Origin of the sequence: Streptomyces camelliae (assembly GCF_027625935.1) — a bacterium.
GTDB lineage: Bacteria > Actinomycetota > Actinomycetes > Streptomycetales > Streptomycetaceae > Streptomyces > Streptomyces camelliae.
In genome coordinates this window covers 8,587,262-8,612,502 of the sequence record NZ_CP115300.1, presented here as the reverse complement: position 1 = coordinate 8,612,502, position 25,241 = coordinate 8,587,262, and the positions used below count along the sequence as shown (strand labels likewise).

Annotated in this window: 27 protein-coding genes and 3 pseudogenes; 14 read left to right on the top strand and 16 right to left on the bottom strand. The window is 72.7% G+C overall.

What is annotated here, in order from left to right; genetic code table 11:
- Nucleotides 1-194: 194 nt before the first annotated feature.
- On the top strand, nucleotides 195-632 hold the full coding sequence (locus tag O1G22_RS39555; RefSeq protein ID WP_270085722.1) for a VOC family protein: 438 nt from the start codon (nucleotides 195-197) through the stop codon (nucleotides 630-632).
- Nucleotides 633-763: 131 nt separating this feature from the next.
- A pseudogene (locus tag O1G22_RS39550) lies at nucleotides 764-934 on the top strand (ferredoxin); the annotation flags it as partial.
- A gap of 352 nt (nucleotides 935-1,286) precedes the next feature.
- Here the strand turns inward: O1G22_RS39550 and O1G22_RS39545 are convergent.
- The 5 genes from O1G22_RS39545 to O1G22_RS39525 form a co-directional block, all read right to left on the bottom strand.
- Nucleotides 1,287-2,552, bottom strand: a complete 1,266-nt coding sequence (locus tag O1G22_RS39545) for an FAD-dependent oxidoreductase (RefSeq protein ID WP_270085721.1) — start codon at nucleotides 2,550-2,552, stop codon at nucleotides 1,287-1,289.
- Nucleotides 2,553-2,634: 82 nt separating this feature from the next.
- Entirely contained in the window at nucleotides 2,635-3,810 is a 1,176-nt protein-coding gene (locus O1G22_RS39540) for an XdhC family protein (protein WP_270085720.1), read from the bottom strand.
- Nucleotides 3,803-5,977, bottom strand: a complete 2,175-nt coding sequence (locus O1G22_RS39535) for a xanthine dehydrogenase family protein molybdopterin-binding subunit (protein ID WP_270085719.1) — start codon at nucleotides 5,975-5,977, stop codon at nucleotides 3,803-3,805. The genes O1G22_RS39540 and O1G22_RS39535 overlap by 8 nt, the downstream gene beginning before the upstream one ends.
- A complete protein-coding gene (locus O1G22_RS39530; protein WP_270085718.1) occupies nucleotides 5,974-6,966 on the bottom strand; it encodes an FAD binding domain-containing protein in 993 nt (330 codons plus the stop codon). The genes O1G22_RS39535 and O1G22_RS39530 overlap by 4 nt, the downstream gene beginning before the upstream one ends.
- Nucleotides 6,963-7,535 (bottom strand): (2Fe-2S)-binding protein, encoded by a 573-nt coding sequence (locus O1G22_RS39525; RefSeq protein ID WP_270085717.1) that lies wholly within the window; start codon nucleotides 7,533-7,535, stop codon nucleotides 6,963-6,965. The genes O1G22_RS39530 and O1G22_RS39525 overlap by 4 nt, the downstream gene beginning before the upstream one ends.
- A 214-nt stretch (nucleotides 7,536-7,749) precedes the next feature.
- On the opposite strand from O1G22_RS39525, the gene O1G22_RS39520 reads away from it, so the two are divergent.
- Entirely contained in the window at nucleotides 7,750-8,358 is a 609-nt protein-coding gene (locus tag O1G22_RS39520) for a TetR/AcrR family transcriptional regulator (protein WP_270085716.1), read from the top strand.
- A gap of 81 nt (nucleotides 8,359-8,439) precedes the next feature.
- Here the strand turns inward: O1G22_RS39520 and O1G22_RS39515 are convergent, their stop codons facing one another.
- Nucleotides 8,440-9,024: a TetR/AcrR family transcriptional regulator gene (locus O1G22_RS39515; protein WP_270085715.1), complete on the bottom strand. Its 585-nt coding sequence runs from the start codon at nucleotides 9,022-9,024 to the stop codon at nucleotides 8,440-8,442.
- A gap of 137 nt (nucleotides 9,025-9,161) precedes the next feature.
- On the opposite strand from O1G22_RS39515, the gene O1G22_RS39510 reads away from it, so the two are divergent.
- From O1G22_RS39510 to O1G22_RS39505, 3 genes and pseudogenes are all read left to right on the top strand, one after another.
- Nucleotides 9,162-10,028, top strand: coding sequence for a class I SAM-dependent methyltransferase (locus O1G22_RS39510; RefSeq protein WP_270085714.1), 867 nt, complete (start codon nucleotides 9,162-9,164; stop codon nucleotides 10,026-10,028).
- Nucleotides 10,029-10,156: 128 nt separating this feature from the next.
- Nucleotides 10,157-10,443: pseudogene (locus O1G22_RS44595) on the top strand (M24 family metallopeptidase); the annotation flags it as partial.
- A gap of 88 nt (nucleotides 10,444-10,531) precedes the next feature.
- Nucleotides 10,532-11,899: a Fic family protein gene (locus O1G22_RS39505; RefSeq protein ID WP_270085713.1), complete on the top strand. Its 1,368-nt coding sequence runs from the start codon at nucleotides 10,532-10,534 to the stop codon at nucleotides 11,897-11,899.
- 72 nt (nucleotides 11,900-11,971) lie between these two features.
- Here O1G22_RS39505 and O1G22_RS39500 read toward each other — a convergent pair whose 3' ends face one another.
- Nucleotides 11,972-12,385 (bottom strand): winged helix-turn-helix transcriptional regulator, encoded by a 414-nt coding sequence (locus O1G22_RS39500; protein ID WP_270085712.1) that lies wholly within the window; start codon nucleotides 12,383-12,385, stop codon nucleotides 11,972-11,974.
- Nucleotides 12,386-12,470: 85 nt separating this feature from the next.
- On the opposite strand from O1G22_RS39500, the gene O1G22_RS39495 reads away from it, so the two are divergent.
- From O1G22_RS39495 to O1G22_RS39490, 3 genes are read left to right on the top strand one after another with little or no spacing between them, the layout of a single operon-like run.
- Nucleotides 12,471-13,325: an NAD(P)H-binding protein gene (locus tag O1G22_RS39495; RefSeq protein ID WP_270085711.1), complete on the top strand. Its 855-nt coding sequence runs from the start codon at nucleotides 12,471-12,473 to the stop codon at nucleotides 13,323-13,325.
- A 30-nt stretch (nucleotides 13,326-13,355) separates the two neighbouring features.
- Nucleotides 13,356-13,616 (top strand): helix-turn-helix domain-containing protein, encoded by a 261-nt coding sequence (locus O1G22_RS45000; protein WP_428986451.1) that lies wholly within the window; start codon nucleotides 13,356-13,358, stop codon nucleotides 13,614-13,616.
- A complete protein-coding gene (locus tag O1G22_RS39490) occupies nucleotides 13,526-13,756 on the top strand; it encodes a hypothetical protein (protein ID WP_270085710.1) in 231 nt (76 codons plus the stop codon). The genes O1G22_RS45000 and O1G22_RS39490 overlap by 91 nt, the downstream gene beginning before the upstream one ends.
- A gap of 31 nt (nucleotides 13,757-13,787) precedes the next feature.
- Here O1G22_RS39490 and denD read toward each other — a convergent pair whose 3' ends face one another.
- A complete protein-coding gene (denD, locus tag O1G22_RS39485) occupies nucleotides 13,788-14,813 on the bottom strand; it encodes a D-erythronate dehydrogenase (RefSeq protein ID WP_270085709.1) in 1,026 nt (341 codons plus the stop codon).
- Nucleotides 14,810-15,216, bottom strand: a pseudogene (locus O1G22_RS39480) (SRPBCC family protein). The gene denD and the pseudogene O1G22_RS39480 overlap by 4 nt, the downstream one beginning before the upstream one ends.
- Nucleotides 15,217-15,290: 74 nt before the next feature.
- Between O1G22_RS39480 and O1G22_RS39475 the strand changes: the two are divergent.
- Entirely contained in the window at nucleotides 15,291-15,728 is a 438-nt protein-coding gene (locus O1G22_RS39475) for a hypothetical protein (RefSeq protein WP_270086709.1), read from the top strand.
- Between the two features lie 3 nt (nucleotides 15,729-15,731).
- Here O1G22_RS39475 and O1G22_RS39470 read toward each other — a convergent pair whose 3' ends face one another.
- Both O1G22_RS39470 and O1G22_RS39465 read right to left on the bottom strand, forming a co-directional pair.
- Nucleotides 15,732-16,949, bottom strand: a complete 1,218-nt coding sequence (locus O1G22_RS39470) for an alginate lyase family protein (RefSeq protein WP_270085708.1) — start codon at nucleotides 16,947-16,949, stop codon at nucleotides 15,732-15,734.
- Nucleotides 16,950-17,075: 126 nt separating this feature from the next.
- Complete coding sequence (locus tag O1G22_RS39465; protein WP_270085707.1) at nucleotides 17,076-17,555, bottom strand: MarR family winged helix-turn-helix transcriptional regulator; 480 nt, start codon at nucleotides 17,553-17,555, stop codon at nucleotides 17,076-17,078.
- Between the two features lie 103 nt (nucleotides 17,556-17,658).
- On the opposite strand from O1G22_RS39465, the gene O1G22_RS39460 reads away from it, so the two are divergent.
- Both O1G22_RS39460 and O1G22_RS39455 read left to right on the top strand, forming a co-directional pair.
- A complete protein-coding gene (locus O1G22_RS39460; RefSeq protein ID WP_270085706.1) occupies nucleotides 17,659-18,042 on the top strand; it encodes a hypothetical protein in 384 nt (127 codons plus the stop codon).
- Between the two features lie 415 nt (nucleotides 18,043-18,457).
- A complete protein-coding gene (locus O1G22_RS39455; protein ID WP_270085705.1) occupies nucleotides 18,458-19,912 on the top strand; it encodes a benzaldehyde dehydrogenase in 1,455 nt (484 codons plus the stop codon).
- A 35-nt stretch (nucleotides 19,913-19,947) separates the two neighbouring features.
- Here O1G22_RS39455 and O1G22_RS39450 read toward each other — a convergent pair whose 3' ends face one another.
- The 3 genes from O1G22_RS39450 to O1G22_RS39440 all read right to left on the bottom strand — a co-directional run bounded on the left by O1G22_RS39450 (nucleotide 19,948) and on the right by O1G22_RS39440 (nucleotide 21,823).
- On the bottom strand, nucleotides 19,948-20,325 hold the full coding sequence (locus tag O1G22_RS39450; protein ID WP_270085704.1) for a VOC family protein: 378 nt from the start codon (nucleotides 20,323-20,325) through the stop codon (nucleotides 19,948-19,950).
- A gap of 420 nt (nucleotides 20,326-20,745) precedes the next feature.
- Entirely contained in the window at nucleotides 20,746-20,925 is a 180-nt protein-coding gene (locus O1G22_RS39445; RefSeq protein ID WP_270085703.1) for an urease subunit gamma, read from the bottom strand.
- A 4-nt stretch (nucleotides 20,926-20,929) separates the two neighbouring features.
- The gene (locus O1G22_RS39440; protein ID WP_270085702.1) at nucleotides 20,930-21,823 is read right to left on the bottom strand and encodes an urea transporter; all 894 of its coding nucleotides are present in this window, start codon (nucleotides 21,821-21,823) and stop codon (nucleotides 20,930-20,932) included.
- Nucleotides 21,824-22,111: 288 nt separating this feature from the next.
- Here O1G22_RS39440 and O1G22_RS39435 point away from each other — a divergent pair, with 288 nt between their 5' ends.
- Nucleotides 22,112-22,756: an aromatic-ring hydroxylase C-terminal domain-containing protein gene (locus O1G22_RS39435; RefSeq protein ID WP_270085701.1), complete on the top strand. Its 645-nt coding sequence runs from the start codon at nucleotides 22,112-22,114 to the stop codon at nucleotides 22,754-22,756.
- A gap of 63 nt (nucleotides 22,757-22,819) precedes the next feature.
- Here the strand turns inward: O1G22_RS39435 and O1G22_RS39430 are convergent, their stop codons facing one another.
- Nucleotides 22,820-23,242: a CBS domain-containing protein gene (locus O1G22_RS39430; RefSeq protein ID WP_270085700.1), complete on the bottom strand. Its 423-nt coding sequence runs from the start codon at nucleotides 23,240-23,242 to the stop codon at nucleotides 22,820-22,822.
- 180 nt (nucleotides 23,243-23,422) lie between these two features.
- Here O1G22_RS39430 and O1G22_RS39425 point away from each other — a divergent pair, with 180 nt between their 5' ends.
- Nucleotides 23,423-24,094, top strand: coding sequence for a dienelactone hydrolase family protein (locus O1G22_RS39425; protein WP_270086658.1), 672 nt, complete (start codon nucleotides 23,423-23,425; stop codon nucleotides 24,092-24,094).
- A gap of 15 nt (nucleotides 24,095-24,109) precedes the next feature.
- On the opposite strand, the gene O1G22_RS39420 is transcribed toward O1G22_RS39425, so the two are convergent.
- The gene (locus O1G22_RS39420) at nucleotides 24,110-25,225 is read right to left on the bottom strand and encodes a CapA family protein (RefSeq protein ID WP_270085699.1); all 1,116 of its coding nucleotides are present in this window, start codon (nucleotides 25,223-25,225) and stop codon (nucleotides 24,110-24,112) included.
- Nucleotides 25,226-25,241: the final 16 nt, after the last annotated feature.

The following is a 25,241-nucleotide window of genomic DNA, read 5'->3' as shown; positions in this document are numbered from 1 at the left end:
GACCTCTGCCCTCCGCCCCACGCCGCTCCCGCTGGGGACGCAGACGCGCGCTGGCCGAGCGCGGCGCCGCGTGGATCACGGCACGCTTCGGAGAGGACATGCGCTGAACACCGGATCCGGGCAGCAAGCCCAGGCGCAAGGCGTACGTCCAACGGCCGATCCGCGCCCTCGTGGACCCGTGCCAGTATCGACCCATGTCTCACTCCTGGCCCAGCCATCTCGACGTAGGAGCGGTCCGTTTCGCCCGGCCGACCGCGAGGTACGACGACGTCCTCGTCTTCTACCGTGACGTCCTCGGTCTGCCGGTGCTCGCCCAGTGGCGTGATCACCAGGGCTACGACGGTGTCGTCCTCGGTCTGCCGGGCACCCCGGTGCACATGGAGCTCCTGCAGCACGGCGACCCGCCCCGCATTCCGGAGCCGCACCCGGAGAACCAGCTGGTGCTCTACCTCCGCGGCCCCGAAGCCGTCTCCGTCGCCGTCCGGCGGCTGACCGAGGCCGGGCACAGCCCGGTCCCCTCCGCGAACCCCTACTGGCCGGACCACGGCGCCGTCCTCTTCGAGGATCCGGACGGCTGGCACATCGTGCTGGCCCCCTGGGTCTTCGGCGAAGAGCCACCACCGGCGGGCTGACCAGGCACAGCGACACGTCCTCGCCCGTCCGCGGGAAACGCACCCCATGCGCCGACGAAGATCCCTGTGCTCCAGGTGTCGTGGCTGTCCCTGGAGCATGGGGTCGGCCGTTTCCGGTCCAGGAGTGCGGGATGGCTCGGGTATCGATCAACTCCGGTCTCTGTCTCGGTTCGGGGCCGTGTGCATCGACCGCTCCTGCCGTGTTCGACCAGGACGACGACGGCTACGGAGTGGTCCGCGCGGGCAGCGAGGACGGCCGAGGGGACCCGATGGTGTGGGAGGCCGTCCGCGCCTGTCCCGTCCAGGCCATCACGCTCTCGGACGACCAGGAGGCCCCGGTCCGAGGACGAGCCTGCCGGCGTGTCCGGCGGGCGCGCCGTCGGTGTGGCTGCGTACGACGGCTCGGTTCAGACGTGCGACCGGTGACGGGTCGGCGGCCGGCAACCTGTCGTGGAGCTCCGGAGGAGTCGGGGCCGGGCGGTCTCCCGCCGGCAGGGGGGCCGGGCGGGCCGGCGCCGCAAGGCTTCACGCCGGCCTCGCCGGCCATCTCCTCGGCCGTTTCCGTCTGTCTGCCGTGGCGACGGACGAGCCCGGCGTCGGCAGGACAGGTCCGTCCCGGCAGCGGCCGTCAGACGCCTCGGCCGCACCGTCCGGCTACCCCGGCGGCGCGGCGGTCGCTGACGGCGTCCGGCGGACCGCCGTCCGCGGTGGCCGTTCCCGCAGGGCACCGTAGGCGACGAAGTACGCGGGGATCCGGCGGATCCAGCGCGCCTCGGCCACCAGGTGCGCCATGTGCTCAGCCCGTTCCGCGCCGCCGAGCGGTGGCCGGCCCCGCAGGACGGGCGCGATGACGCGCGCGTGGGCCGCCCGCTGGAGGGCCTGGGTGACGACCGTGGCGGGACGGCGGCGGCGCTGCACACGGCGTACGTCGCGCAGGCCCACGCTCCCCCGGCGCAGCGGCTCGGTGAGGTACCGGGCGGTGGCCACGGCGTCCTGCACCGCGAGGTTGATGCCGATACCGAAGACCGGGGACATGGCGTGCGCGGCGTCGCCGATGCACAGCAGGCCGGGCCGGTGCCAGCGGCGCAGCCGGTCCAGGCGTACGTCGAGGAGCTTGACCTCGTCCCATGAGCGCAGGGCGTGCACGCGGTCGGCCATCCAGGGGGCGGCGGCGGTGAACTCGGCCAGGAACCGGTCGAGGCCGGCGGCGCGGCGCCGGCTGTCCGTGCCCTTGGGGATGAGTCCGGCGCACTGCCAGTAGTCGCCGCGGTCGATCATCGCGGTGAGGAAGCGGTCACCGGCGGCGCCGACCAGTCCCTGCGGGTCGCCTTCCCGGCGCGGCAGCCGGAACCACCAGGCGTCCATCGGGCAGGAGAAGCGGCGCAGCCGCAGTTCCGGCCGGGAGCGGGCCAGTGAGCCGCGGCCGTCGCAGGCGACGGTGAGCAGGGCGCGCAGCTCGCCGGTGCGGCCGTCGGAGGTGCGGTAGCGCACCCCCGTCACGCGTCCGGATTCGACCAGGAAGGAGGTCGCTTCCGTGTTCATCCGCAGGTGGAAGGACGGCTCGCGGCCGGCCTCGTCCGCGAGCAGGTCCAGCAGGTCCCACTGGGGCACCATCGCCACGTAGTTGTAGGGGCCCGGCAGCACGGACAGGTCCGCGACCGTGACCGTCGACCGGCCGGGCCCGACCGGCAGCCGCATGGTGCGGACCCGGCGTTGCGGCAGCCGGGCGAAGCGCTCGGCCAGGCCGAGTTCGTCCAGCAGCGCCAGGGTGGAGGGGTGGACGGTGTCGCCGCGGAAGTCGCGCAGGAAGTCACCGTGCTTCTCCAGCACCGTCACGTCGATACCGGACCGGGCCAGCAACAGGGCGAGCACCATGCCCGCAGGGCCGCCGCCCACGATGCAGCACGTGGTCTGTTCCATGACAGTCCCGCCCTTCGCGAGAGCAGTGATTCATCGGCGCTTCACCGTTCCTAATTCATCGGCCGATGAATATTCTACTCCTTCAGGCCACCGCCCGCCTCTCCCCTGCCCGGCCGTCGCGGTGGATCGGTGTCTTCGCCCCGGTCAGCGGCGCCCCCGTCCCGCCCCGCCGGAGGGCGACGATCTCCGCCGCGATCGACAGGGCGGTCTCCTCCGGCGTCCTGGCACCGAGGTCGAGGCCGATCGGCGAGCGCAGTCTGGCCAGTTCCGCTTCGGTCACGCCCTCCGAACGCAGCCGCCGGGCGCGGTCCTCGTGGGTGCGCCGCGAGCCCATCGCACCGATGAAGGCCGCCGGCATCCGCAGGGCCGCCGTCAGCAGGGGGACGTCGAACTTCGCGTCGTGGGTGAGCACGCACAGCACCGTGCGGGCGTCGGTCCCGGCGCGCCGCAGATAGCGGTGCGGCCAGTCGACGACCACCTCGTCCGCCTCGGGGAAGCGGCCCCGGGTGGCGAAGACCGGGCGGGCGTCGCAGACGGTCACGTGATAGCCGAGGAACTTACCGGCCCGCACCAGCGCCGCCGCGAAGTCGACGGCCCCGAAGACGATCATGCGCGGGGGCGGCACGTTCGACTCGACCAGCAGGGTGAGACCGCCGGGGCAGTGCGCGCCTCCCCCGGACTCCGCCCGGGAGGACCCCCATCCCGCCGCGCTCGCCGACAGGTCGACCGCGCCGGTGCGGCCCGCCTCCAGCAGGGCGCGAGCCTCGGCCGCCGCCACCCGGTCCAGGTCCGGGTGGCCGCCCAGACCGCCCTCGCCGGTGCCGTCGGGCCGGACCAGCAGGGCGCGTCCGAGGAGTTCGGCCGGGCCGCGGGCGACCCGGGCGAGGGCGAGCGGTTCGCGCCGGGCGGCGGCCGACAGGGCCGCCGCCGGCACCGTCCGTGCCCGGCCGGTCATCGGCACGATCAGCACCTCGATCGTCCCGCCGCAGGTCAGGCCCACGGCGAAGGCGTCCTCGTCGCTGTACCCGAACCGTTCGAGCACGCTCTGTCCGCTCCGCAGGGCCTCGCGGCACAGGTCGTACACCGCGCCCTCCACACAGCCACCGGAGACCGAGCCGATGACCGTGCCCTCACTGTCGACGGCGAGGGCGGCGCCGGGTCCGCGCGGCGCGCTGCCGCCGACGGCCACCACGGTCGCGACGGCGAACTCCCGGCCCTCCTCGATCCAGCCGGCCAGCTCCTCGGCCAGGTCAAGCATCCGGCGCCCCCGCGGCGGCCGGGCGGATCCCGTCCGTCGGCTTCTGCCTGGCGGCCGACAGCACCCGGTCCGGCCGGATGGGCAGGGCGCGGTGGCGTACGCCGGTCGCGTGCCAGACCGCGTTGGCGACGGCGGCCGCGGCGCCGACGATGCCGACCTCGCCGATGCCCTTGATGCCGACCGGGTCGTCGGGATCGGTGTCCTCGATCCAGTCCGCCTCGATGCGGGGCACGTCGGCGTGGGTGGCCACGTGGTAGCCGGCGAGGTCGGCGCCGACGTGGCCGCCCGAGGCGCGGTCCCGGACGGCCTCCTCGTGCAGGGCCATGGAGATGCCCCAGATCATGCCGCCCAGCAACTGCCCCCGTGCGGTGAGCGGGTTGACGATAGGGCCCGCCGCGAAGATGCCGAGCATGCGCCGCACCCGTACCTCGCCGGTGCTGACGTCCACCGCCACCTCGGCGAACTGCGCCCCGAAGGAGTGCCGTTCGGCGGCGGCGAGGGCCCCGACGGCCTCGGTGGTGTCCGAGCGGACCGTGATGCCCTGGGGCGGGATGCCGTCGCCCAGGGCCAGCCGCTCCAGCAGATCACCGGCCGCGACCCGGACGGCCCAGGACCAGGACCGGGTGCCCATGGAACCACCCGCGATCATCGCGGGGCCGAAGTCGCTGTCGCCGATGCGCACCCGGACGCGCTCGGGAGCGGTCCGCAGCGCGTCGGCGGCGACCAGGGTGAGTGCGGTACGAGCCCCGGTGCCGATGTCGGCCGCGGAGATCCGCACGGTGAAGGTGCCGTCCGGGTGCGCGGTGGCGGTCGCGGTGGACGGCTGGGCGCCGGCCGGGAAGGAGGCCGCCGCCGTGCCCGTACCGAGCAGCCAGCGGCCGTCCCGGCGCAGCCCGGGGCGCGGGTCCCGGTCCGCCCAGCCGAACCTGCGGGCGCCCTCCCGGAAGCAGGCGGCCAGATTGCGGCCGGCGAACGGCAGCCCGGAGACCGGGCCCTTGTCGGGTTCGTTGCGCAGGCGCAGCTCGATCGGGTCGAGCCCGCACTTCTCGGCGAGCTCGTCCAGCGCCGCCTCCAGCGCGAACGAACCCGGCGCCTCGCCCGGGGCGCGCATGTAGGTCGGGGTCGGCACGTCGAGCCGTACGACGCGGTTGGCGGTGTGGTGGGCGCCCGCGTCGTACATCACCCGGGCCACCCCCGCACTCGGCTCGACGAACTCGTACACGGTGGAGGTGAGGCTGACCGAGCGGTGCTCCAGCGCGCGCAGATGTCCGTCGGCGTCGGCACCGAGCCGGACGCGCTGGGCCGTGGGGCTGCGGTAGCCGGCCAGCGAGAACATCTGACGCCGGGTCAGCACCACTCGCACCGGCCGCCCGAGGACGGTCGCGGCCATCACGGCGGCCACCTGGTGGGCGCGCACGCCCTTGCTGCCGAAGCCGCCGCCGACGTGCTCGGAGCGTACGCGCACCGAGGCGGGGTCGAGCGAGAAGAGGTTCGCGAGTTCGCCGACGACCCAGGTGGCACCCTGATTGGAGTCGATCACCTCCAGCCTGCCGCCGTCCCAGTGGGCGGTCGCCGCATGGGGCTCCATGGGGTTGTGATGCTCTTCGGGGGTGGAGTACTCGGCGTCCACGACGACGGCCGAGGCGGCCAGTTCGGCGTCGAGGTCGCCCTTCTCCGTCACCGCGGGCATGTGCCCGGCCGCCGGGTAGGCGTCGGGGCGCTCGGCGCCGAACTCGATGTCGTGGGGCTCCTGTTCGTAGTGCACCACGAGCGCCTCGGCGGCCTCCCGGGCCTGCTCGGACGTCTCGGCCACGACCAGCGCCACCGGCCAGCCCAGGTACGGCACCCGGTCGTGCTGGAAGACGGCGCAGGTCAGGTCGGGCCTCATGCCCAGCAGAGAGGTGTAGTCGGTATGGAGGCGGGGGGCGTTGCGGTGGTCCAGGACGGCGAGGACACCGGGCATGGCGAGGACCGGGTCGGTGTCGAGGTCGCGGATGCGGCCGCGGGCGACCGTGGACAGCACCAGCCAGCCGTACGCGAGGTTCGCGAAGGGCACCTCTCCTGCGTAGCGGGCGGCTCCGGTGACCTTGTCGCGCCCCTCGATGCGGGTGTGTGCCGTGCCGACGGCGGGTGTATGCAGGGAGGTCGGGGTGGTGAGGGTGCTCATCGGGCGGCCTCCTCGGCGAGTTCGGTCAGGACGGCCACCACGAGATTGCGGATCAGGTCCACCTTGTAGCCGTTGTGCGGCAGCGGCCGTGCCGCCGCCAGCTCGGCGTCCGCCGCGGCCTCGTAGGTCGCGGCGCCGGCCGGCGCACCGGCCAGGACCCGCTCGGCCGCCACGGCCCGCCACGGCCGGGAGGCCACGGCACCGAGGGCCAGGCGCGCGTCGCGTACGACGCCGTCGCGGACGTCGAGCGCGGCGGCGAGGGAGCCGAGGGCGAACGCGTAGGAGGCACGCTCACGCACCTTGCGATAGCGGGAGTTGGCGGCGACCGGGGCGGGCGGCAGCGTGACGTGCGTGATCAGCGCGCCCGGCGGCAGCGCGGTCTCCAGGTGCGGGGTGTCACCGACGGGCAGATAGAAGTCGGTGAGCGGCAACTCCCCCGGTCCGTCCGGGGTTTCGAAGCGGACGACGGCATCGAAGGCGGTGAGGGCCACGGCCATGTCCGAGGGGTGTACAGCGACGCAGTGATCGGATGCGCCCAGGATCGCGTGGTTGTGGTGTTCGCCCTCGACGGCGGGGCAACCGCTGCCGGGGACGCGCTTGTTGCAGGGCTTGGTGACATCGGTGAAGTAGCCGCACCGGGTGCGCTGCAGCAGGTTCCCGCCGACCGTGGCCATGTTGCGCAGCTGGCCGGACGCACCCGCCAGCACCGCTTGCGCGAGCGCGGGGTAGCGGCGCCGGACCTCGGGGTGGGCGGCCAGGTCGCCGTTGGTGACGGTGGCACCGATGCGCAGGCCGCCCTCGGGCGTGGACTCGATGTCGTCGAGCGGGAGTTCACGGATGTCGACCAGCCGGGCGGGCCGCTCCACACCGCTCTTCATGAGGTCGACGAGGTTGGTGCCGCCGCCGAGGAAGCGGGTGTCCGGATCGGCGCCGAGCAGCGCGACGGCTCCGGCGACGTCGGACGCCCGCTGATAGCCGAACTCCCTCATGCCACGGCCTCCTCGACCTCGTCGGCACGGCCTCGGTCCGCTGGGACCCGGGCCGCGCGGCCCACCGCCTCCACGATCGACACATAGGCGCCGCAGCGGCACAGATTGCCGCTCATCCGCTCCCGGATCTCTTCAGCGGTAAGGGACGGCGGCCCCGCTTCGGGGCGGACGTCCTCGGTGGCGGCGCTCGGCCAGCCCGCCGCGTGTTCCTCGATCACTCCGATCGCCGAGCAGATCTGTCCTGGGGTGCAATAACCGCACTGGAAGCCGTCCAGGTCGAGGAACGCCTGCTGGACGGGGTGCAGCGTGTCTCCGTCGGCCACGCCCTCGATGGTGGTGATCTCGCGGTGCTCGGCCGCCACGGCCAGTTGCAGGCAGGCGACCGCCCGGCGTCCGTCCAGCAGGACGGTGCAGGCCCCGCACTGCCCCTGGTCGCAGCCCTTCTTGGTGCCGGTGAGGTCGAGGCGCTCACGGAGTGCGTCGAGCAGGGTGGTGCGGTGGTCGACGGGCAGTGTGTGGGTCGCGCCGTTGATCTTCAACGTGATGACACTGGACGTCGATGGGTCCATGAGTCGCTTCTTTCGTATGTACGGGACAGACGGAAGGGGTGAAGCAGACGTGCGGGATGCTGGGACCGGACAGGGGGACTGCCGGACTGCCGCAGGACCGTGTCCGCAGCTATGGTGGACACAACCGGACAGCTGTCCGCTACCTGGAAACGTAACGGACAGCTGTCCGCTTAGCAAGTGTGGGGTTTCGGCCACGGACCCCTGAGGAGGACGAGTGCCGCAGCAGAAGGACTCACCCCGGCGCTCGGACGCGCAGCGCAACCGCGAGCGCATCCTGGAAGTGGCGCTCGTCGAACTGTCCCGGTCCGCGGACGCCCCGCTGAGCGCGATCGCCAAGAAGGCGGGGGTCGGACAGGGCACGTTCTACCGGAACTTCCCCAACCGCGAATCACTCGTCCTGGAGATCTACCGCCACGAGACGCAAGCGGTCGCCGACACCGCGGTCCACCTGCTGCAGACCCGGGCACCGGATCAGGCCCTGCGCGCCTGGATGGACCGGCTCGCCGAGTTCGCCATGACCAAGGCCGGACTGGCCGACGCCATCCGGCAGGCCACGGGCGCCCCCGGCAGCCCGGCGAAGCCGCCCCACACACCGGTGAGCGCCGCGGCGGAACTCCTGCTCCGCGCCAACGAGGAAGCGGGCACGATCCGGCCGGGGGTCACCGCGGACGACTTCTTCCTCGCCATCGCCGGCCTCTGGCAACTGGGCCCGCACGACGACTGGCAGCCGCGCGCCGCCCGCCTTCTCGACCTGGTCATGGACGGCCTGCGCACGGGGGCCGGCGGACGAGCCTCACACTCCCCTTCGGCACCCTCGGCCTGAAAGAGGGCTCACCGGGGGCGGCCGCGCACATGGCGTGGCGGGCAAGCGAGTTGCGGTCGTGGCCGAGGCCAGGGCGGTCTGCTAGCCGTCCAGCAAAGCGCTCACCAGGCGTGTCATGGCGGGGCCGGGGTCGGGTGTGCCCGGCCGGCTGGTCATCAGCAGGTGGTGGGCGGTGCCGACGACCGCGAGGGCCACGGTGGCCGGGTCGACGGTCTCCGCCACCCGGCCCAGCCTCTGTTCGGCCCCGAGATAGCCCGTGACGGCCCGCTGGATCGCATCGAAGCCGGGCGCTCCGCCTTCCAAGGCCTCGCGGATCCGCAGCATGCTGCCGGGGCGGGCCATGGCGAGCCCCGATATCGCCAGGCCGCCGTAGTCGAACAGCGCGCGGGCGACGGCGTCGAGATTCCCCGCCACCGTGTTCCGCCCCGCCAGGTCCACGAGCGACTCCGCCTGCGCGGCGGTCCGCGCGAAGCGGTCGAGGCAGAGCTCGGCCACGAACTCGTCCATCCCCGCGAAGTGCGTGTGCAACAGCCCCTTGGCGCAGCCCGCCTCGGTGGTGACGGCCCGGCTGGTGAGGGCGCCGGGCCCGTGCCTGTCCACGACGCGCTCGGCGGCGGCGAACAACTGCTCGCGCACGTCCGGCGTCGCCACTCCGCGCGGTGACATGGGCCTCTCCTCCGTTCCGTGCCGCCGTCCGCATGACGCGCAACTGCGGTGATGGTAATGGACATTGCGGGTTTGGGCGTATGCCCATACAGTTTGGGCGTACGCCCATTCTCCGCCGTCCACCACAGGAGGCATCCGTGTCCGACGTCGCCAACACCGAGCAGGCACGCGCGTGGAACGGCCCCGAGGGCGCCCACTGGGCCCGGCACCAGGACCGCTGGAACGCCGTGAACGGGGGCTTCGACGCCCCGCTGCTCGACGCCGCGGCCATCACCGCGACCCACCGGATCCTGGACATCGGCTGCGGCTCCGGCCGGACCACACGTCTCGCCGCGCTCCGGGCACCCCGAGGACACGCGCTGGGCCTCGATCTGTCCGCCCCCATGCTGGACGAGGCACGGGCCCGCGCGGAGCGGGAGGGCATCGCCAACGTCTCCTTCACGCAAGGCGACGCACAGGTCCACCCCTTCGAGGCAGGCGGTTTCGACGCGGCGATCAGCCGCTTCGGCGTGATGTTCTTCGCCGACCCCGTGGCTGCCTTCGCCAACGTCGGCCGGGCACTGACGCCCGGCGGCCGCCTGGCCTTCGTTCTCCCGGCCGCACCCGAGCTCAACGGCTGGGTGGTGGCGGTGAACGCGCTGCGCGGCATCCTGCCGGTCGGCGATCTGGGCAGGCCGGGAGTGCCCGGCATGTTCTCGCTGGCCGACCCGGACCGCATCCGCGACGTCCTCACCATCTCCGGCTACACCGCCGTCGCCGTCGAGCAGGCACACGCGGACGGGGAATGGGGGCAGGGAGCCGAGGACGCGGCGGAGTTCCTGCTCGGCACCGGCCCCGGCCGCCACCTGATGGACCAGGCCGACAGCACGGCACAGGACCGCGCCCGCCACACCCTGACCGACCACCTGCGCGCCCACGAGACGGCCGACGGCACGGTCCTGCTCCGCAGCACCGCCTGGCTCGTCACGGCGGACCGCCCGGCCACCCCGTCGGACCGGTCCTGACCACGGTCCGCGGGCGGCGGCCGACTGCACGGCGCACCCCTGACACCGCCCGCCGGGTCGGGCGTGTCGTCGGCGGTGATCCGGCCTGACTGCCTCCGGGCCCATGGCGGAGGACGACAACACGCGCGTACGAGGCGGACTTCGGCCGGACCTTCGTCCTCGACATCGGTCCGGTCGAGCAGCGCCTGCGCGCCGACCTGCCCGAGGTCTTCGAGGCCGGCAAGCGGTTCTTCGCGAGCGACCCGGAACTCACGGGCACCGCACCGCACTCCGAGGTCGCCCGGCTCACCGCCGACGCGGGCCGGGAACCGGGCGGCCGGCACTCCGGGCACCGGTGTCACCGGATCCTGGAATCCATCTCGTCGACCGGAAGCGGGGCTTCGGCGGGGTCCCTGAGGAACTGCTCACGCTCTGAACCCGGAAGTACGTGCAGGGCGCGGCAGCTGGAGCATCTCGTCGCGCTCGCTTGCCCGGACGCGGGGTGGGCATGACACGCTTGTGCCGTGCTGAGAGAGCTGAGCCCTCGTAACCTGAGCTGGGACGAGGTGGATCCCGCCCGTCATCCCTTCGACAGCGTCGCGGCGGCGCGGGAGGTGCGCTCACTGGGTCCGGCCCGGCACGTTCCGGTCCGCCCGGACGTCCCCGTCACCGACCCGGCGATGAGTGCCTGGAGCTGGGACGTGGGCAAGCTCTGGGCCGATGCGATGTCGTACGCCTTGGCGGAGCGCTACGGCCGGTGGGTCCTGGGCTGGCGCTGGGCGCATGACGAAGGGGACTTCGACGGCGGCCCGGTCGGGAACTGGTGCTGCCCGCGACACTCGATGGTCACCCCGGAGGGGACGCTGGAGCGCGTGGTCGCGGCGCTCTGCGAGTGGCGGGCGTGGTTGGAGAGCCTCGCCGAGCGGTTCGAGGCGTATCCGCTGGAACTGGCCGGGATCGAGGATCAGCGGATCCTGTGGGAGCGCGCCGCGCGGAACCTGATCCTGCAGGTGGTGGACCGCACCGGCTGCGGCAGCGGGTGGTACGCGCACTGCCGTCAGGTGCTCACATGGTTCCTCAGCCGCTGGGGAGTTGCCCCCGCCGTCGCGGACGACCTGGTCGGGCAGGCGATCGGCGGGCGGTTCCTCAGCTGGATCGGCCCCGACACCGTGGTGGTCGACGACGTCGCGGAACAGCTCTCGCGGACGCTGCGGCCGGAGCACGGGGCAGGGTCCGCCGAGCCGCCGGTGCGCGACCACCTGGAGCGGTGGCTCGCCGTACGGGAGACCGTGGCCTGGCAGGACGCCCCGGACGGAGGCGGGGGCGCGCCGGTGACGCCGTCGCGCGACGGGGCGGCCGAGGACATCCGCGCCTTCGACGGCGCCGTGGACCCCGCCCGCGCGCAGGGCCTGCTCACCGCGCTCGAACGGCTCCGGGCCGACGCGGCGCAGGGCGCCCCGCTCGACGTCGAGCTGCTCAGCGGCTGGCAGCAGCACGTCCTGGGGACAGCACGGCCGCCCGCGTTCCGCACCCTGCCCGCCTTCGCCAAGGGCGGCCGGGAGCGGTACGGCATCTCCCCGGACACCCGTGCGCGCCTCGACGCATGTCTGGCCGAGAGCGCCGAGGGCGACGGTTCGCTCCCCTTGACCGCCCGCGCCGCGCGTGCCTACCTCGACGTCTGCTTCTTCCATCCCTTCGCCGACGGCAACGCCCGGTCCGCCTTCCTCGCCCTCGTCTTCGTCCTCGCCCGCGAAGGCGTCACGCTCGACAGCGTGGGCCTGCTCCGCCGTATCGCCTTCCGAGCCGACGACCCGAAGGACGGGCTGACACTCGCCCGTTACGTCGACCTCCACCTCAGGGGGACCCGCGACGCCTCCTCCGCCGGCTCCTAGTGCTGCCCCGCGGAAGTTCGTTGAGGGGGTTGATCAAGCTGTCCCCGCCGTGAGGTGCCGGCGCCCACGTGTTCACCGGATTCCGGAGTCGGGGTGTTCGGCGTCCCATGTCTGGCGTGCTTGCGCGATGGCGTCGCGGTGTTGGGCTGACCAGTCCGCGAGGGCCTTGACCAGATAGGTGAGGCTGTGGCCCATCGTGGTGAGCTCGTACTCGACCTGCGGGGGCACCGTGGGGTGCACGGTCCGGGTGACCAGGCCGTCGCGTTCCAGGCGGCGCACGGTGAGCGTCAGCATGCGCTGTGAGATGCCGGGGATGGCGCGCTGCAGCTGCCGGAAACGGCGGACTCCCTGGGCGAGTTCGACGACGACCAGGACCGACCATTTGTCGCCGATCCGGTCGAGCACCTCGCGGATCCCGCAGTCCTCGTGCTCGTCGCCGCAACTGACGACCGGGTCGGTGGTTACCCCGGTGTGCCCCACTGACATGGAAGTGCCTCCTTACGCTCCCCGACACAAAACCGCAGGATGATCCCGGTTACCGAAGAGAACCTACCGGAACGGGGAGACCCTGATGATCCTGGTCACCGGCGCCACCGGCGCGCTGGGCACGCTGATCGCCGAGCGGCTGGCCGACCGCGACGACACCATCCTCGGAACGCGCGACCCTCGGCAGCTCAAGGCCCCGCTGCCGGTCCGCCGCATCGACTTCGACCAGCCCGGCACCCTCGCCGGAGGCTTCGAGGGTGTGGATGTGCTGCTGCTGATCTCCGCCGGCTACGGCGAGGACGACACCGTCATCGCCCGGCACAGCGCCGCCATCGACGCCGCAGAGAAGGCCGGCGTGAGGCATGTCGTGTATACGAGCCTGACCGCTGACGGCGATCACCTTCCCTACGCCCTGCCGCACCGCTGGACCGAGCGCCGGCTCCAGGAGGGCACCATGGGCTGGACGATCCTGCGCAATGGCCTGTACGCGGAGTTGCTGGGCCGGCTCGCGGGGCCGTCGACCGACGGGCGGATCACTGCCCCGCTCGCAGAGGGCCAACTGGCCGCCGCTGCACGGGCGGATCTGGCCGAGGTCGCGGCACGCGTGACCGTGGACGCCCCCGCTCATGCGGGACGCATCCATGAACTCGTCGGCGAGCAGGCCGTCGGCGGCGCCGATCTGGCGCGCGCACACGGCCCGCACGTCACCTACGAGCCGGAGACCCTCGCCCAGGCCCGCACCCGCATGGCCGCTTCCGGTGCCGAGCCGTTCCAGGTGCCGATGCTGGTGGGCACCTACTCCGCCATCGCAGCCGGGTTCATGTCCCGCACCGGCGGTGACCTGCGCCAACTGCTGGGCCGTGCACCCCACTCCACACTCGCAGCGGCCCTCGCACAACCCCCACAGCAACGAGCCCACGCCGCCAGGAACATGCCATGACCCGCGCAACCACCCGGTTCCCACAACGTCATGGTGAGGCTTGCCGAGCCGGTGCGTGCACACCTGCACCGGCCGGCAGCCTCCGCCACCGCACAGGTGAGGCAGGTCCTCCAGGCGAAGATTGTGCTCGCAACGGCCGACGGACTGACCAACTCCGCAATCGCACGCGAACTGAAGATCAGCGTCAACACCGTGCGCACGTGGCGGGGCCGGTCCGCCTGGTCGCACCGAGCGTTCGCCGCGCAGGTGACGGGCACGGTCTTCGCTCCGGTCTCGCCGTCCCCCAACTGACCCGTCGAGTCCCGCGCAACAGCGACTTCCACAGCCGAGACGACCTCATCGACAAGACGGACACCTACGTGATCCAGCACAACAAGACCGCGAAACCGTACCGCTGGACCTACGACGGCACCCCACTCAAGACAACGTGATCGACGCCCTCCAACCTTCGGCCGGGCAGCACTAGGTGCCGTCCGGCAGGTCGGTACGGACCGCGTCGGCGTGGTCGGTGAGGTAATCCCGCACGATCGACAGGAAACTCGGGTCGGGGGCGAGGCCGAGTCGGGCGGCGCGCGTGTTGTCGAACGCGGCGGGCCAGGATGCCACGATGGCCTCGACGGCGGGGTCGGGCGTGACGGTCACCAGGTCGGCGACGGCGTCGCCCGCCGTCTGCCGCAGGGTGGCGAGCATGTCGGCGACCGAGACGGTGAGCGCGGGAAGGTTGACCGGCATCGGGCCGTCGAGCCGGCCCGGCCCGGCGCCACGCTCGGCCTGCGCGACGCGCAGCATCCCCTGGACCGTGCGTCGTGGTGAGGCCAGGGCCACGCGCAGGTCGGGGCGCACCGGGCAGATCGCGGGGAGGCCCGCGAGGGGTTCGCGAATGATGCCGGACAGGAAGCCGGAGGCGGCCGCGTTCGGTGGGCCGGGCCGTACCGAGACGGTCATCAGGCGGACGACGCGTCCGTCGAGGAAGCCGTGGCGGGTGTAGTCCGCGATCAGGTGTTCACAGATGAGTTTCTGGGTTCCGTAACTCGACCGCGGCACGGACGGTGTCGCTTCGCTGACCACCGGGGTCTGGGGCAGGCCCGGACCGGAGCCGTAGACGGCGAGGCTGCTGGAGAACACCACCCGCGCCACCGGCCCGCCGGTGGCCGACTGCGCCCGCGCGGCGTCGAGCAGGGCACGGGTGGCGTCCACGTTGACGCGCATGCCGAGGTCGACGTCGGCCTCGCACTCGGCCGACACCGCGGCGGCGAGATGGAACACCACGTCGACCGGCGCCGCGAACACGGCGTCCAGGCGGTCGGTCAGGTCGCCGTGCACGACGTCCACCAGCGGGTCAGCCGCCACGGGGGCGTCGGGCGGTACGGCGCGGTCGGCAAGCACCAGGCGCTCGATCGGTACGCCGTCGAACGTCCGGGTCTGCAGCAGGGCGGCGGCCAGCAGACGTCCCAGGAAGCCGAACGCACCGGTGATGACGACCCTCACGTGACCCCTCCCGTCGGCTCCTGCACAGACTCCAGCACTTCCTTGAGCCTGGCCAGATCGCCGGCGACGCAATCGGCGTCACGCCGAAAGTCGGCGTCACTCAGTACGGCTCCCGACACTCATGTACGGCTCCCGACGTGAACACCACTTCGCTTCCCGTGCCGTCGGCGATCACCCGTACCGGGTTGTAGAAGGTCTCCCCCGACGGGAGCGTGACATGGTGGTCGAGCACGCCCAGCTCGTTGCGCGGCACGAAGGCGACCACGACACGCCCCAGGGGAGAGGCGCCCGCGACACACTGGCCGTCGACCTGCTCGATGGAGTCTCCCAGGCCACGGGCCCAGGCCGGGAGGTCGGCCGGGTTCGACGCGTAGGCGTACACGACGTCGGCGGGTCGGTCGATCCGGACCGTACGGGGCGTTCTGCTGTCGGCCGAGACGGTCGCGCCTGCCCCGGCGCGGGCGACACCATCGGACAGTGCAGCCGGTCTTCGTTCTCGCCCACAGTCCGTCCGTCGGCACCTCGACCCGGTGTCCCGTCGCCGCACACCTGGCCGGCGGCGGGACACCGGGTACGGGTGCCGTCGTTGCTGCACATCGGCGCCGGCGAGCCGCGCTTCCGGCCCCCCGGTTCGTCGACGCGGTCTGCGACGATCTGCGGCAGGTCCCGGCCGACAGCACCGTCAGGCTGGTGGCGCACAGCAACGCGGGCTTGTTCGTCCCCGTCATCGGCGTGGGCCTCGGCCATCCGGTGTCCGGTTCGGTCTTCGTGGACGCCGCTCTGCCGGCCGGGGCCGGACCGACCCCCGTCGCCTCACCCGAACTGCTCCACTTCCTCCGCCCGTTGGCCGTGCACGGCAGGCTGCCGAGCTGGACCGACTGGTGGGAGAAGGCCGACGTCGCGCCGGCCGCGTGACGGTCAGTTCGGGTTGTCGCCGTCGGTGAGGGTCTCCCAGGCCACGAAGAGGTTGTCGGTGCCGGCCGGGCGGTTTCGCTCGGTCAGGGTCTGGGTGTTGGTCATGGCGATGCCCAGCCGGTTGTGCAGGGCGTTGTAGCCGACCTCGGTGACGGGACCGAGTCCGAGCTTGAGGGTGCCGCCGCACAGCCAGCTCGGCACGGCGGCGCCCAGCTCGTACCTGGACTGGAAGCCGAGCGCCTGCCGCAGCCGTTCGCCGACGTCGGTGCCGTAGAGGTCCTGACCCTGGATCCGGCTGGTCTCGGCCACATGCGAGATGGCGGAGATGCCGTACCCGGTGTGCGTGAAGTCGCGGCAGGTCTCCTGGGTCAGGCCGGTCACGAAGGTGGACTGGCCCTGCCAGTACGCGACGATCTTGTCCCGGGTGTTCAGGTTCTGGCTCGGCACGGTCTTCGGCACATCGCCGTCGGAGGAGAGATACACATAGGCGGCGGTACGGGTGCGGAAACGCGCCATGGCCGAGTCGTAGGAGACCTTGTCCTCCAGGAAGACGGAGATGCCGACGGCGGCCTCCATCATCGTCAGCTCCCAGTTGCCGTTGGAGTTGGAGCCGTTGACGACCTCGGGCAGGTAGACGTCGCGCAGCAAGCCGGCGAACCGGCCGGCTTCGGCCCAGGTTCCGGTGTAGGTGTACTTGATGATCTCGGCGGCCTTGGCCCAGGAGGCGCCCGCCCAGGCGGTCTGCAGGGGTGCGTTGCTGTCGGTGTGGTCCGTGAGCGTGGCGGACCAGGCGTCCATCAGCTCGATCGCCTTGTTCGCGTACCGTGCGTCCCGGGTGATGTACCAGGCGAGCGCGTCGGTGTACGCCGCGATGGCGTCCTCGCGCTCGTCCGTGCAGCCGTAGTTGGGGTTGGAATACGGGCCGCACTCCACGACGGCGCGGGGCTTGGGCGTACGGCTGAGGCTCGCGTACGGGCTCGCCATCATCTGGTCGTACGCGCTCTTCCAGGGCTCGGCGCCCGCGAGCACCTTGCCGCGGGCGAAGTCGAGTTGGGCAGCGGAGACGGTGACGCCGGGGTGGACGAAGGCGGCGGGAGCGGCCGCCGCCCGCTGGGTGCCGGGCCAGGCGAGAAGGCCGGTGGTCAGCAGGGCGGCGGCCGCGGTGAGGGCGAGAGCGGATCGCGGGGACTTGCGACGACGTAGAGCGGGCATCTCCTGCATGAGACACGTCCTCGTATGTGAACGACATGCGGCAGCTTGAACGTAACGCTGACCGACGACCATAGGTACGGACCAACAAGCCGTCAAGTAGCCGAGAAATGCCGGACGTTCACAGAACCAAGCCCCCTACCGCTGCCGCTCCTCCTCCACCGCCGCCTCGTAGGCCCGCAGGGTGTCGACGAAGAGGCGCCGTTGCGCCGGGGTCAGCGGGGTGAGTACGCGGCGCCAGGCCGCGGCACCGGGGGCGAGCCAGGCTGCGATGGCGTCGTGCCGGTCGGGGGCGATGGCCACGATCCGGCGGCGCCGGTCGGACGGGTCCTCGCGCCGGTCCAGGATGCCCTTCTCGCCGAGGTCCCCGACCATGAGGCTGACCGTGGTGGGCGCCACCTCCAGGCGCGCGGCCAGGTCGTTGACCGTCATGGGTCCGTCGAACAACAGACAGGCCAGCAAGGAGAGATGACGGGGTGCCAGCGCCTGCGACCGCAGGGCCTCGGGAACGGGAATGCGCTTCACCCGGCCGGCCATCCGCGGCATGAGCAACAGCAGTTCGCGGACCGCGGCGTCCACCTCTCCCGCCCCGGCCTCGCGCCGCACAGATCCGGCCATCACGCACCCCTCACCCTTTACCTTTGATGACAAAGATGTTTTGCTGGCAAAGACATCAGCACCCGAGCCGCCCGCCCCGGCGGGCGCGAACGGAGAGTCCAGCATGCCTCACTTCACCGTGCACATCAGCGAGGACGCCCTTGACGCGAAGACCGAAGAAGGCCTGATCCGAGGTCTCGCGGACGCGGTCGGATCCGTCTACGGCGAGGGGTTCGGCCGCTTGGTCGCCGTCGACCTCATCGGCATTCCCGCGCGCCGGCGCGGTGTCGGCGGGGTACCGACGAGCCAGGTCGCCCCGAACATCACCCTGAGTCTGCGCGAGGCGGCCTACCGGCACCCGGACGTACCGGACGCACCCGCACGCCTCATCTCCGCGATCACCGACGCGGCCACCGGCGTACTCGGCGAGCAGGTGCGTGAGCAGGTGTCGGTCGGCCTGCTGGCCGTCCCCGAAGGGCGTTCCGGCGTGGGCGGCCGAATCGGCTGAGGACGACGACGGTCTCCTCAGCGCCCTGCTCCCGGCCGGAACCGGGACGGGCGAGCTGCGCGGCGGTCAGTGGCACACACCGCTGCCCGCCCTCCCGGCGGACGTGCCCCCGCCAGGCGGCGACACCATGCCCTGCCCTGGTACGCCCGTCCGCTCCCCCGGTCCGGCCGGCGATGCGCACTGCGCGTCGCGAAGACCGGCCTGGTGCCCGCGCCGGTGGCGGACGCGGGGGCACGTCGCCAAGTGCCGCCGAGCAAGGGGGTCGTTCGGGCCGTCGATGTCGGGGACCGGAGGCTCGCGCCGAACCGCCGGTCCCCGGCATCGCCGTCTCGGCCGCGCACGAGTTCCGCCCCTGACCGGCTCGCGGCCGTAGCCTTGCTTCCACGGGATCCCCCCTCACATCCTGGAGGCCGTCATGCTGCTCGATCCGTCCCTCTGGTCCGGCAAGGCCCACATCGGCGGCTGGACGGTCCCGGCCGGCGGCAGCGCCCGCGTGGTCGAACCCGCCACCGGTGAGACCCTGGACGCGATCGGCGTGGCCACGCCCGACGACGTCACCGTCGCTGCCGAGCGCGCCGCCCGCGCACAACAGGCCTGGGCCCGCGCGCCGTACACCGAGCGCGCCGCCGTACTGCGCCGGGCGGGGGACCTGTTCACCCGGCACGCCGAGGAGATCCAGCGGTGGATCGTCCGTGAGGCCGGAAGCGTCCCGGGCAAGGCGGCGTTCGAGACGGTCACCGCCGCGCAGGAGTGCTACGAGGCCGCCGCCCTCGTCTCCCGGCCCCTCGGCGAGGTGCTGCCGTCGGCCGAACCCCGGCTGAGCCTGGCGCGCCGGGTGCCCGCCGGAGTGGTCGGCGTCATCGCCCCCTTCAATGTGCCGCTCGTCCTGGGCATCCGTTCCGTGGCGCCCGCCCTGGCCCTCGGCAACGCGGTGCTCCTCAAGCCCGACCTGCGCACCGCGGTGTCCGGCGGCGTGGCGATCATGCGGGTCTTCGAGGAGGCGGGGCTGCCCGCCGATGTCCTGCACCTCCTGCCGGGCGGCGCCGACACCGGGGCGGCGCTGGTGACGGCCCCGCACGTCCGGGTGATCTCCTTCACGGGCTCCACCGCCGCCGGCCGCAAGGTCGGCGCGGCCGCCGCCGAGCACCTCAAGCGGGCCCACCTCGAACTGGGCGGCAACTCCGCGCTGATCGTCCTGCCCGACGCCGACCTCGACCGTGCCGCCTCGACCGCCGCCTGGGGCTCCTTCTTCCACCAGGGTCAGGTCTGCATGACCACCGGACGGCATCTGGTGCACGCCTCGATCGCCGACGAGTACGTCGAACGCCTCGCGCACAAGGCCGAGCGGCTGCCCGTCGGCAACCCCGCCAAGGATGACGTCGCCCTCGGCCCGGTCATCGACGCCGGGCAGCGGGACAAGATCCACGCCCTGGTCACCGCCAGCGTCGACGGCGGGGCCCGGCTGGCGGCGGGCGGTACGTACGAGGAGCTGTTCTACCGGCCCACCGTCCTCACCGGCGTCACCGATGCCTCCCCCGCCTACGCCGAGGAGGTCTTCGGTCCCGTGGCGCCGGTCCGTGTCTTCTCCGACCTGGACGAAGCGATCGCGCTGGCCACCGCCACCCCGTACGGGCTGTCCCTGGGTATCCTCACCGCCGACGTCATGCGCGGCCTCGACCTCGCCGAGCGGATCCCCACGGGGCTGGTCCACATCAACGACCAGACCGTCAACGACGAGGCCGTGGCGCCCTTCGGTGGCGTCGCCGCCTCCGGTACCGGCGCACGCTTCGGCGGGGCCGCGAACATCGAGGCGTTCACCGAGACCCGCTGGATCACGGCCCGCTCGGCCCAGGCACCGTACCCGTTCTGAGGGCGGGCCGAGGGGCACGTCCGACGAGGGCGCCGTCAGTCACCGCGCCGTTCCGCCGCGCTGCGCTCCACGCACAGTTCGTTGCCCTCGGGGTCGTACAGCGTGACCCAGCCCGTTCCGTCGGGCCGGCGGTGGTCGGCCTGGAGCGTGGCACCGAGGGCGAGCAGGCGCTCCACCTCCTCGTCCCGGGTGCGGTCCTGGGGCTGGAGGTCGAGGTGGACACGGTTCTTCGCCGTCTTGCGGTCCGCGACCCGGATGAAGAGCAGGGCACCGGCCGCGGTCGTGACCGTGGCCTCCGGGTCTCCCGGGACGTCGTCGTCCGCGAGCGAACCGTCCAGGGCCCGGGCCCAGAAGGTCGCCAGTGCGTAGGGATCGGTGCAGTCGATGGTCACGTGGCGGATGAGAGAACTCATGCCGGCAACTCGATCACGGATCTTGCTCTGGCGTCCACAGCCCGCGGGCACGGGCGTTGAAGGAATCAGGTCAGGCGCAGGTCCGACGCGGGGAACCCGATGAGGCGCGGGCGCACCGCGGTCCGGGCCGTGCGCAGGGCGTGGGCGTTCCCGGGCGGGGAGTCGCCCGTGTTCCGGGCCCGGGCGCCGCAGTCGTCGGCAGAACGCTCCCGCCGAAAGCCGGGCCTGTGTCCAGCAGGGCCACGGGCAGACCGTCCGCGACCGCGGCGGCGGGCGCCAGGGCCGTGACGGCGTGGAGCGTCGCCGGCAGGTCGTACCCGGCGAAGACCGAGGGACCCGCCACCGGGCCGGGGCGTGCCGGAGTCCAGCCGGACCGTGTCCAGCACGACCGGCTCGCCGTCGCGCCGTGTGACCTCCAGGTCATGGAACAGCCCGCGGCAGGCGTGCCGTTCGCTGCGGGGCCGCTTCCGGCACAGCCTCGGTGAGCACGGCGGCGGCCTCGCCGTAGGTGAGGCCGGTGCCGCGGGCGCGGCGGCGCCGGGCCTGGTCGGCCACCACGTGGACGTGCGGTCTGTCGATTTCACGCGGTACGACGTTCATGGCGTCACGTCGCTTTCTCGGACGAGATGCCGGGCCGGTCCAGCGCTGGAGCGGCCGCCAGAAAGAGCCAGGTCGTCACGACGAACGGCCAGGTGAAGGCGGATCCGCCGTGGCTCCGGGCCAAGGCGGCCCAGGCGGCGGTGAAGGGGACCGAGGCGACGGCGGCGGCCACGGCGTAGCCGGCGGTCCAGGGGGTCAGCGGAAGGAAGGTCGCGCCCAGGGCGATCGCGACCAGCACCGCGTTGTAGCCGTAGAGCCCCACGCCGATCCGGTCGGCGGGCAGGCCGAGGACGCAGGCGGTGAGGATCGCGAGGCCACTGCCGCACACGGCGGCGACGGCGGCCTTCCGGGAGGCGACCAGCAGACCCGCGAGCAGGATCAGGCCCGCGTACCAGCGGTCGAGGAAGAAGACCTGGCCGATGTTGTCGCAGAAGGCCTGGCCGAGTTCGGCCGCCGTCAGGGTGGTGAACCCGTCGCGGAGAGCGGGGGCCGCGGGGGCGGGCGCGCCGGCCGGCAGCGCGATCACCAGCACGCCTGCGACCAGGCAGAAGGGGGCGGTCAGGGCGGGCAGTCCGAAGCGGCCGAGGAGGCGGCCGGCGGCGGCTCCCACCACGGAGCAGATCGCCGCGGCGCCGACGGCCAGCAGTACGGTCTGCCACGAGGCCCCGAGCCGGACGACCACGGCGATACCGGTGAGGCAACCGCAGTATCCCTCAAGGCCCTTGCCGAGGCCCTCCCGGTCGGCGCCCAGCACGGCAGCGGCCGCGGTGGACGCCGCCGCGCCGAGCAGTCCGTACACGCCGATGCGCCACTCCCCGGCGAACAGTGCGGCGGTGAACAGCAGTCCGGTCCATGGACTCGCGCTGAGCGCCACCTGAGCGATGCCGCGCAGCTGCATGTGCCCGACATCTGCCGCAGTCCAGCTCCTTTGCCGCACCGCCACCCCCTTCAACAATTTGTTGAAGATTATGCCCGACCTTCACACGCGCGGGACAACCGGTGTGCGACGACCTGCGCCCCTGGCTGCGGGACAGAAGGCGCTGAGGGGTGTATGTGCGCCATGCGTTCACCACCTGCGTAGCAGTGAGCCCTCCGCGCCTCCCCCATGGCGTTCGCGCCCGTGTACGTCGTGCAGGGAGACGGGTACGTGCAGCTTGCGTCCGCTCACTTTCTGATACGGAGCGTCATGGGACCCACTGCACGACCGTTGCCCCCGGTGCGGGGGCGGGAGGAACAGCCGGCGCAGATCAGCGCGAGTCTGCACACGGTGGGGAACACCCGGCGCAGCAAGGTGCTCCTGGTGGAGGCGAGGCCCGGCGCGGGCAAGACCCGGCTCCTCGTCGAAGCCGTCACCCTGGCCGGCGCGCACGGCTTCTCGGCCGAGGGCGGCGTCCTCTGTGGCTCCGGTGCCACCACCCGGGCGGCTCCGGTGCCCGCCGCCGCTCACCCGTCGGCACCCGATGCCGTCGAGGACCCGGACGCCGACTGGCGTCCCGGCAGCGAGCCCGGCCACCGCGCCGCGCACGCGTGGTGGGACGCCGGCACCTCCACCCTCGACCTGTTCGGCCACGGCTTCGCCCTGCTGCGCTTCGGCGAGCACGGTCAACTTACCGGTGTGGAACGGGCGTTCGCCGAGCGGGGCGTACCGCTGGCAGCGCTCCGAGGGGCGGACAGGGAGGTCGCCGAGCTCTACGAACGGTCCTTCGTGCTGGTCCGCCCGGACGGCCATGTGGCCTGGCGCGGCGACGAACTGCCCAGGGATCCGGGGGTGTTGACCGACACGGTACGGGGCGACCGGGCCGAGCCCTCGCTCAGCGGCGCGGGCCGCTGACCCGCGACGAGGACGACGAAGAGCCGGCCGTCGGCTTCCTCGCGGGTCGAGGCCCGCTTCCGCTCACCTCGCGTACACGCGGTGCACGAACTCCGCGAGCTTCTCGTCACTGAGGTGCCGGGCTATGTCTGCCTCGCTGATCATTCCGATCGTCCGCTTGTTCTCGACCACGGGCAGGCGCTTGATCTGGTGCCCCTCCATCTCCCGCAGGACCTCGGAGACGTCGGCGGCGGCGTCGATCCAGCGCGGTGTGCCCTCGCAGAGGTCACCGCACGTCACCCGCGCAGGGTCGTGGCCTTCGGCGACACACTTCACCACGATGTCGCGGTCGGTGATGATGCCGCACATACGGTCGCCCTGGTCGGGGTCGCTGACAGGGAGTGCGCCCACGTGATGGTCCCGCATCATCTGGGCCGCGCGGTCCAGCGTCTCGTAGCGGGGTATCCACTGGGTGCCCGGGCTCATGATGTCTTTCGCAGTGGTCATCGCTGTTCCCTCCGTCCTCAGCCAGCGTGCACCCGGCGGACGGCCTCTGTCCTGTTCAGCTTTCAATTGGTATCAGGGCGCGCCGCGGGGTAGGTGGGGCGCACGGGGGTAAGTGAGATATGCACGAGGTTCGACCCGACGACCGAGGATCCACACGGTCCTCCGGGGAAGTCGATGACCATGATGTCCGAGACGGTTGTGGTGCCCGCCGACGGCGCCCAGCTCCCAGGTGATCTGGTGGTGCCGGACTCCGCACCGGCCGTGGTGCTGTTCGCGCACGGCAGTGGCAGTTCCCGGCACAGTCCGCGCAACCAGGCGGTGGCCGCGGCTCTGCGGGAGGCCGGGCTGGCCACGTTGCTGATCGATCTGCTCACCGCTGAGGAGGAGCGCCGGGATGTCGTGACCGGTGAGCACCGCTTCGACATCGCGCTGCTGGGGCGTCGCCTCGTGGCCGCCATGGAGTGGCTCGGCGCCCGGCCCGGCACCGGTGAGCTGCCCGTCGTCCTCTTCGGCGCGAGTACCGGCGCGGCCGCCGCTCTGCGGGCCGCCGCGCAGCACCCCGACCGCGTCCTGACCGTCGTCTCCCGGGGCGGCCGGCCCGATCTGGCCGGCGACGCGCTGCCCGCCGTACGCGCGCCGGTCCTGCTCGTCGTGGGCGGCGACGACCACGAGGTGCTGCGGCTCAACGAGGAGGCGGCACGGCAGCTGCGGGCCCCGCACTCTCTGCGGGTGATCCCGGGAGCCACCCACCTCTTCGAGGAGCCGGGCGCCCTGGAGCAGGTCGCCGACGCGGTCCGGCAGTGGTGCGCGGAGCGTCTGCGCACGACGGCGACGGAACAGGAGCCGTCGTAGACGTCGTCGCGGAAGTCAGCTTCGCTCCGGCCCGGCCACAAGACTGAGCGTGCCGTCGGCCGCCGCGTCGACGCGCACGCCGCGGCTGATCCGGTCGAGGGTCGTGCACAGCCAGGCACGGTCCTCCTCCCCCGCATGCTCCAGCCGCATCCGCCGCGCCCGCAGGGGGAACATCCGCAGGCCGGCCAGGCGCCCGGTGTCCGCGTCGACCGAGGCGACGTACCCGAGCCGGAGGTCGTCGCGGTACTCCTCGTAGCCGGAGATGCCCTCGTAGTCGTCGATGAAGTCGCCGCAGCCGTAGAGGATCAGCCGGTCCCGGTACACCTCGACCGGGCGGGGATGGTGCGAGGAGTGGCCGTGGACGAGGTCGACGCCGCCGTCGATCACGGCGTGCGCGAAGTGCCGCTGCTCGCGGGGGACGAGATAGCCCCAGTTGGTGCCCCAGTGGATGGACAGGACGACGATGTCGCCCGGTCGCCTGGCCGCGCGCACCCGCCGGACAGCGCTCGCGGCCGCCGCCGACAGGTCACGGACGTGGGCGACACCGGGCCGGTCCGCGGTCGCGGCCCAGTCGGACGGGATGCCGCTGGACAGTGCGCCGAGGGCGAGGACGAGCACCCGGCGGCCGGGCCCGACGGGCACCGCCACCGGTGCGCGGGCCTCGTCGGCGTCATGTCCGGCGCCGGCGGCCCGGAGCCCCGCACCGCCCAGCACGTCCAGCGTTTCCCGCAGCCCCGGCCGGCCGAAGTCCAGCACATGGTTGTTGGCCAGGACGCACACATCGGGCCGGGCCACCGTCAGGGCGGCGAGGTTGTCCGGGTGCATCCGGTAGTGGATCGCCTTGCCCGGCGCGAACGCGTCACTGCGCGTGACAGCCGTCTCCAGATTCACGATCCGTGCGTCCGGGGCGCACCGCTCCAGCACCCGCAGCGCCTCGCCCCACGGCCACGCGGGATCGACCGGTGCGGGGATCGGACCACTGACCGCCTCGGCCAGCTCCACGTACGACCGCGCGTCCTTGACGTAGTCCTCGCGCAGCTCCGGCTCCGAGGGATGCGCCAGAATCTGATCGACACCGCGCCCGAGCATCACATCACCGCACAGGAACAGCGTCACCACACCGCCGCCCACATGCCCACCCTAAGAC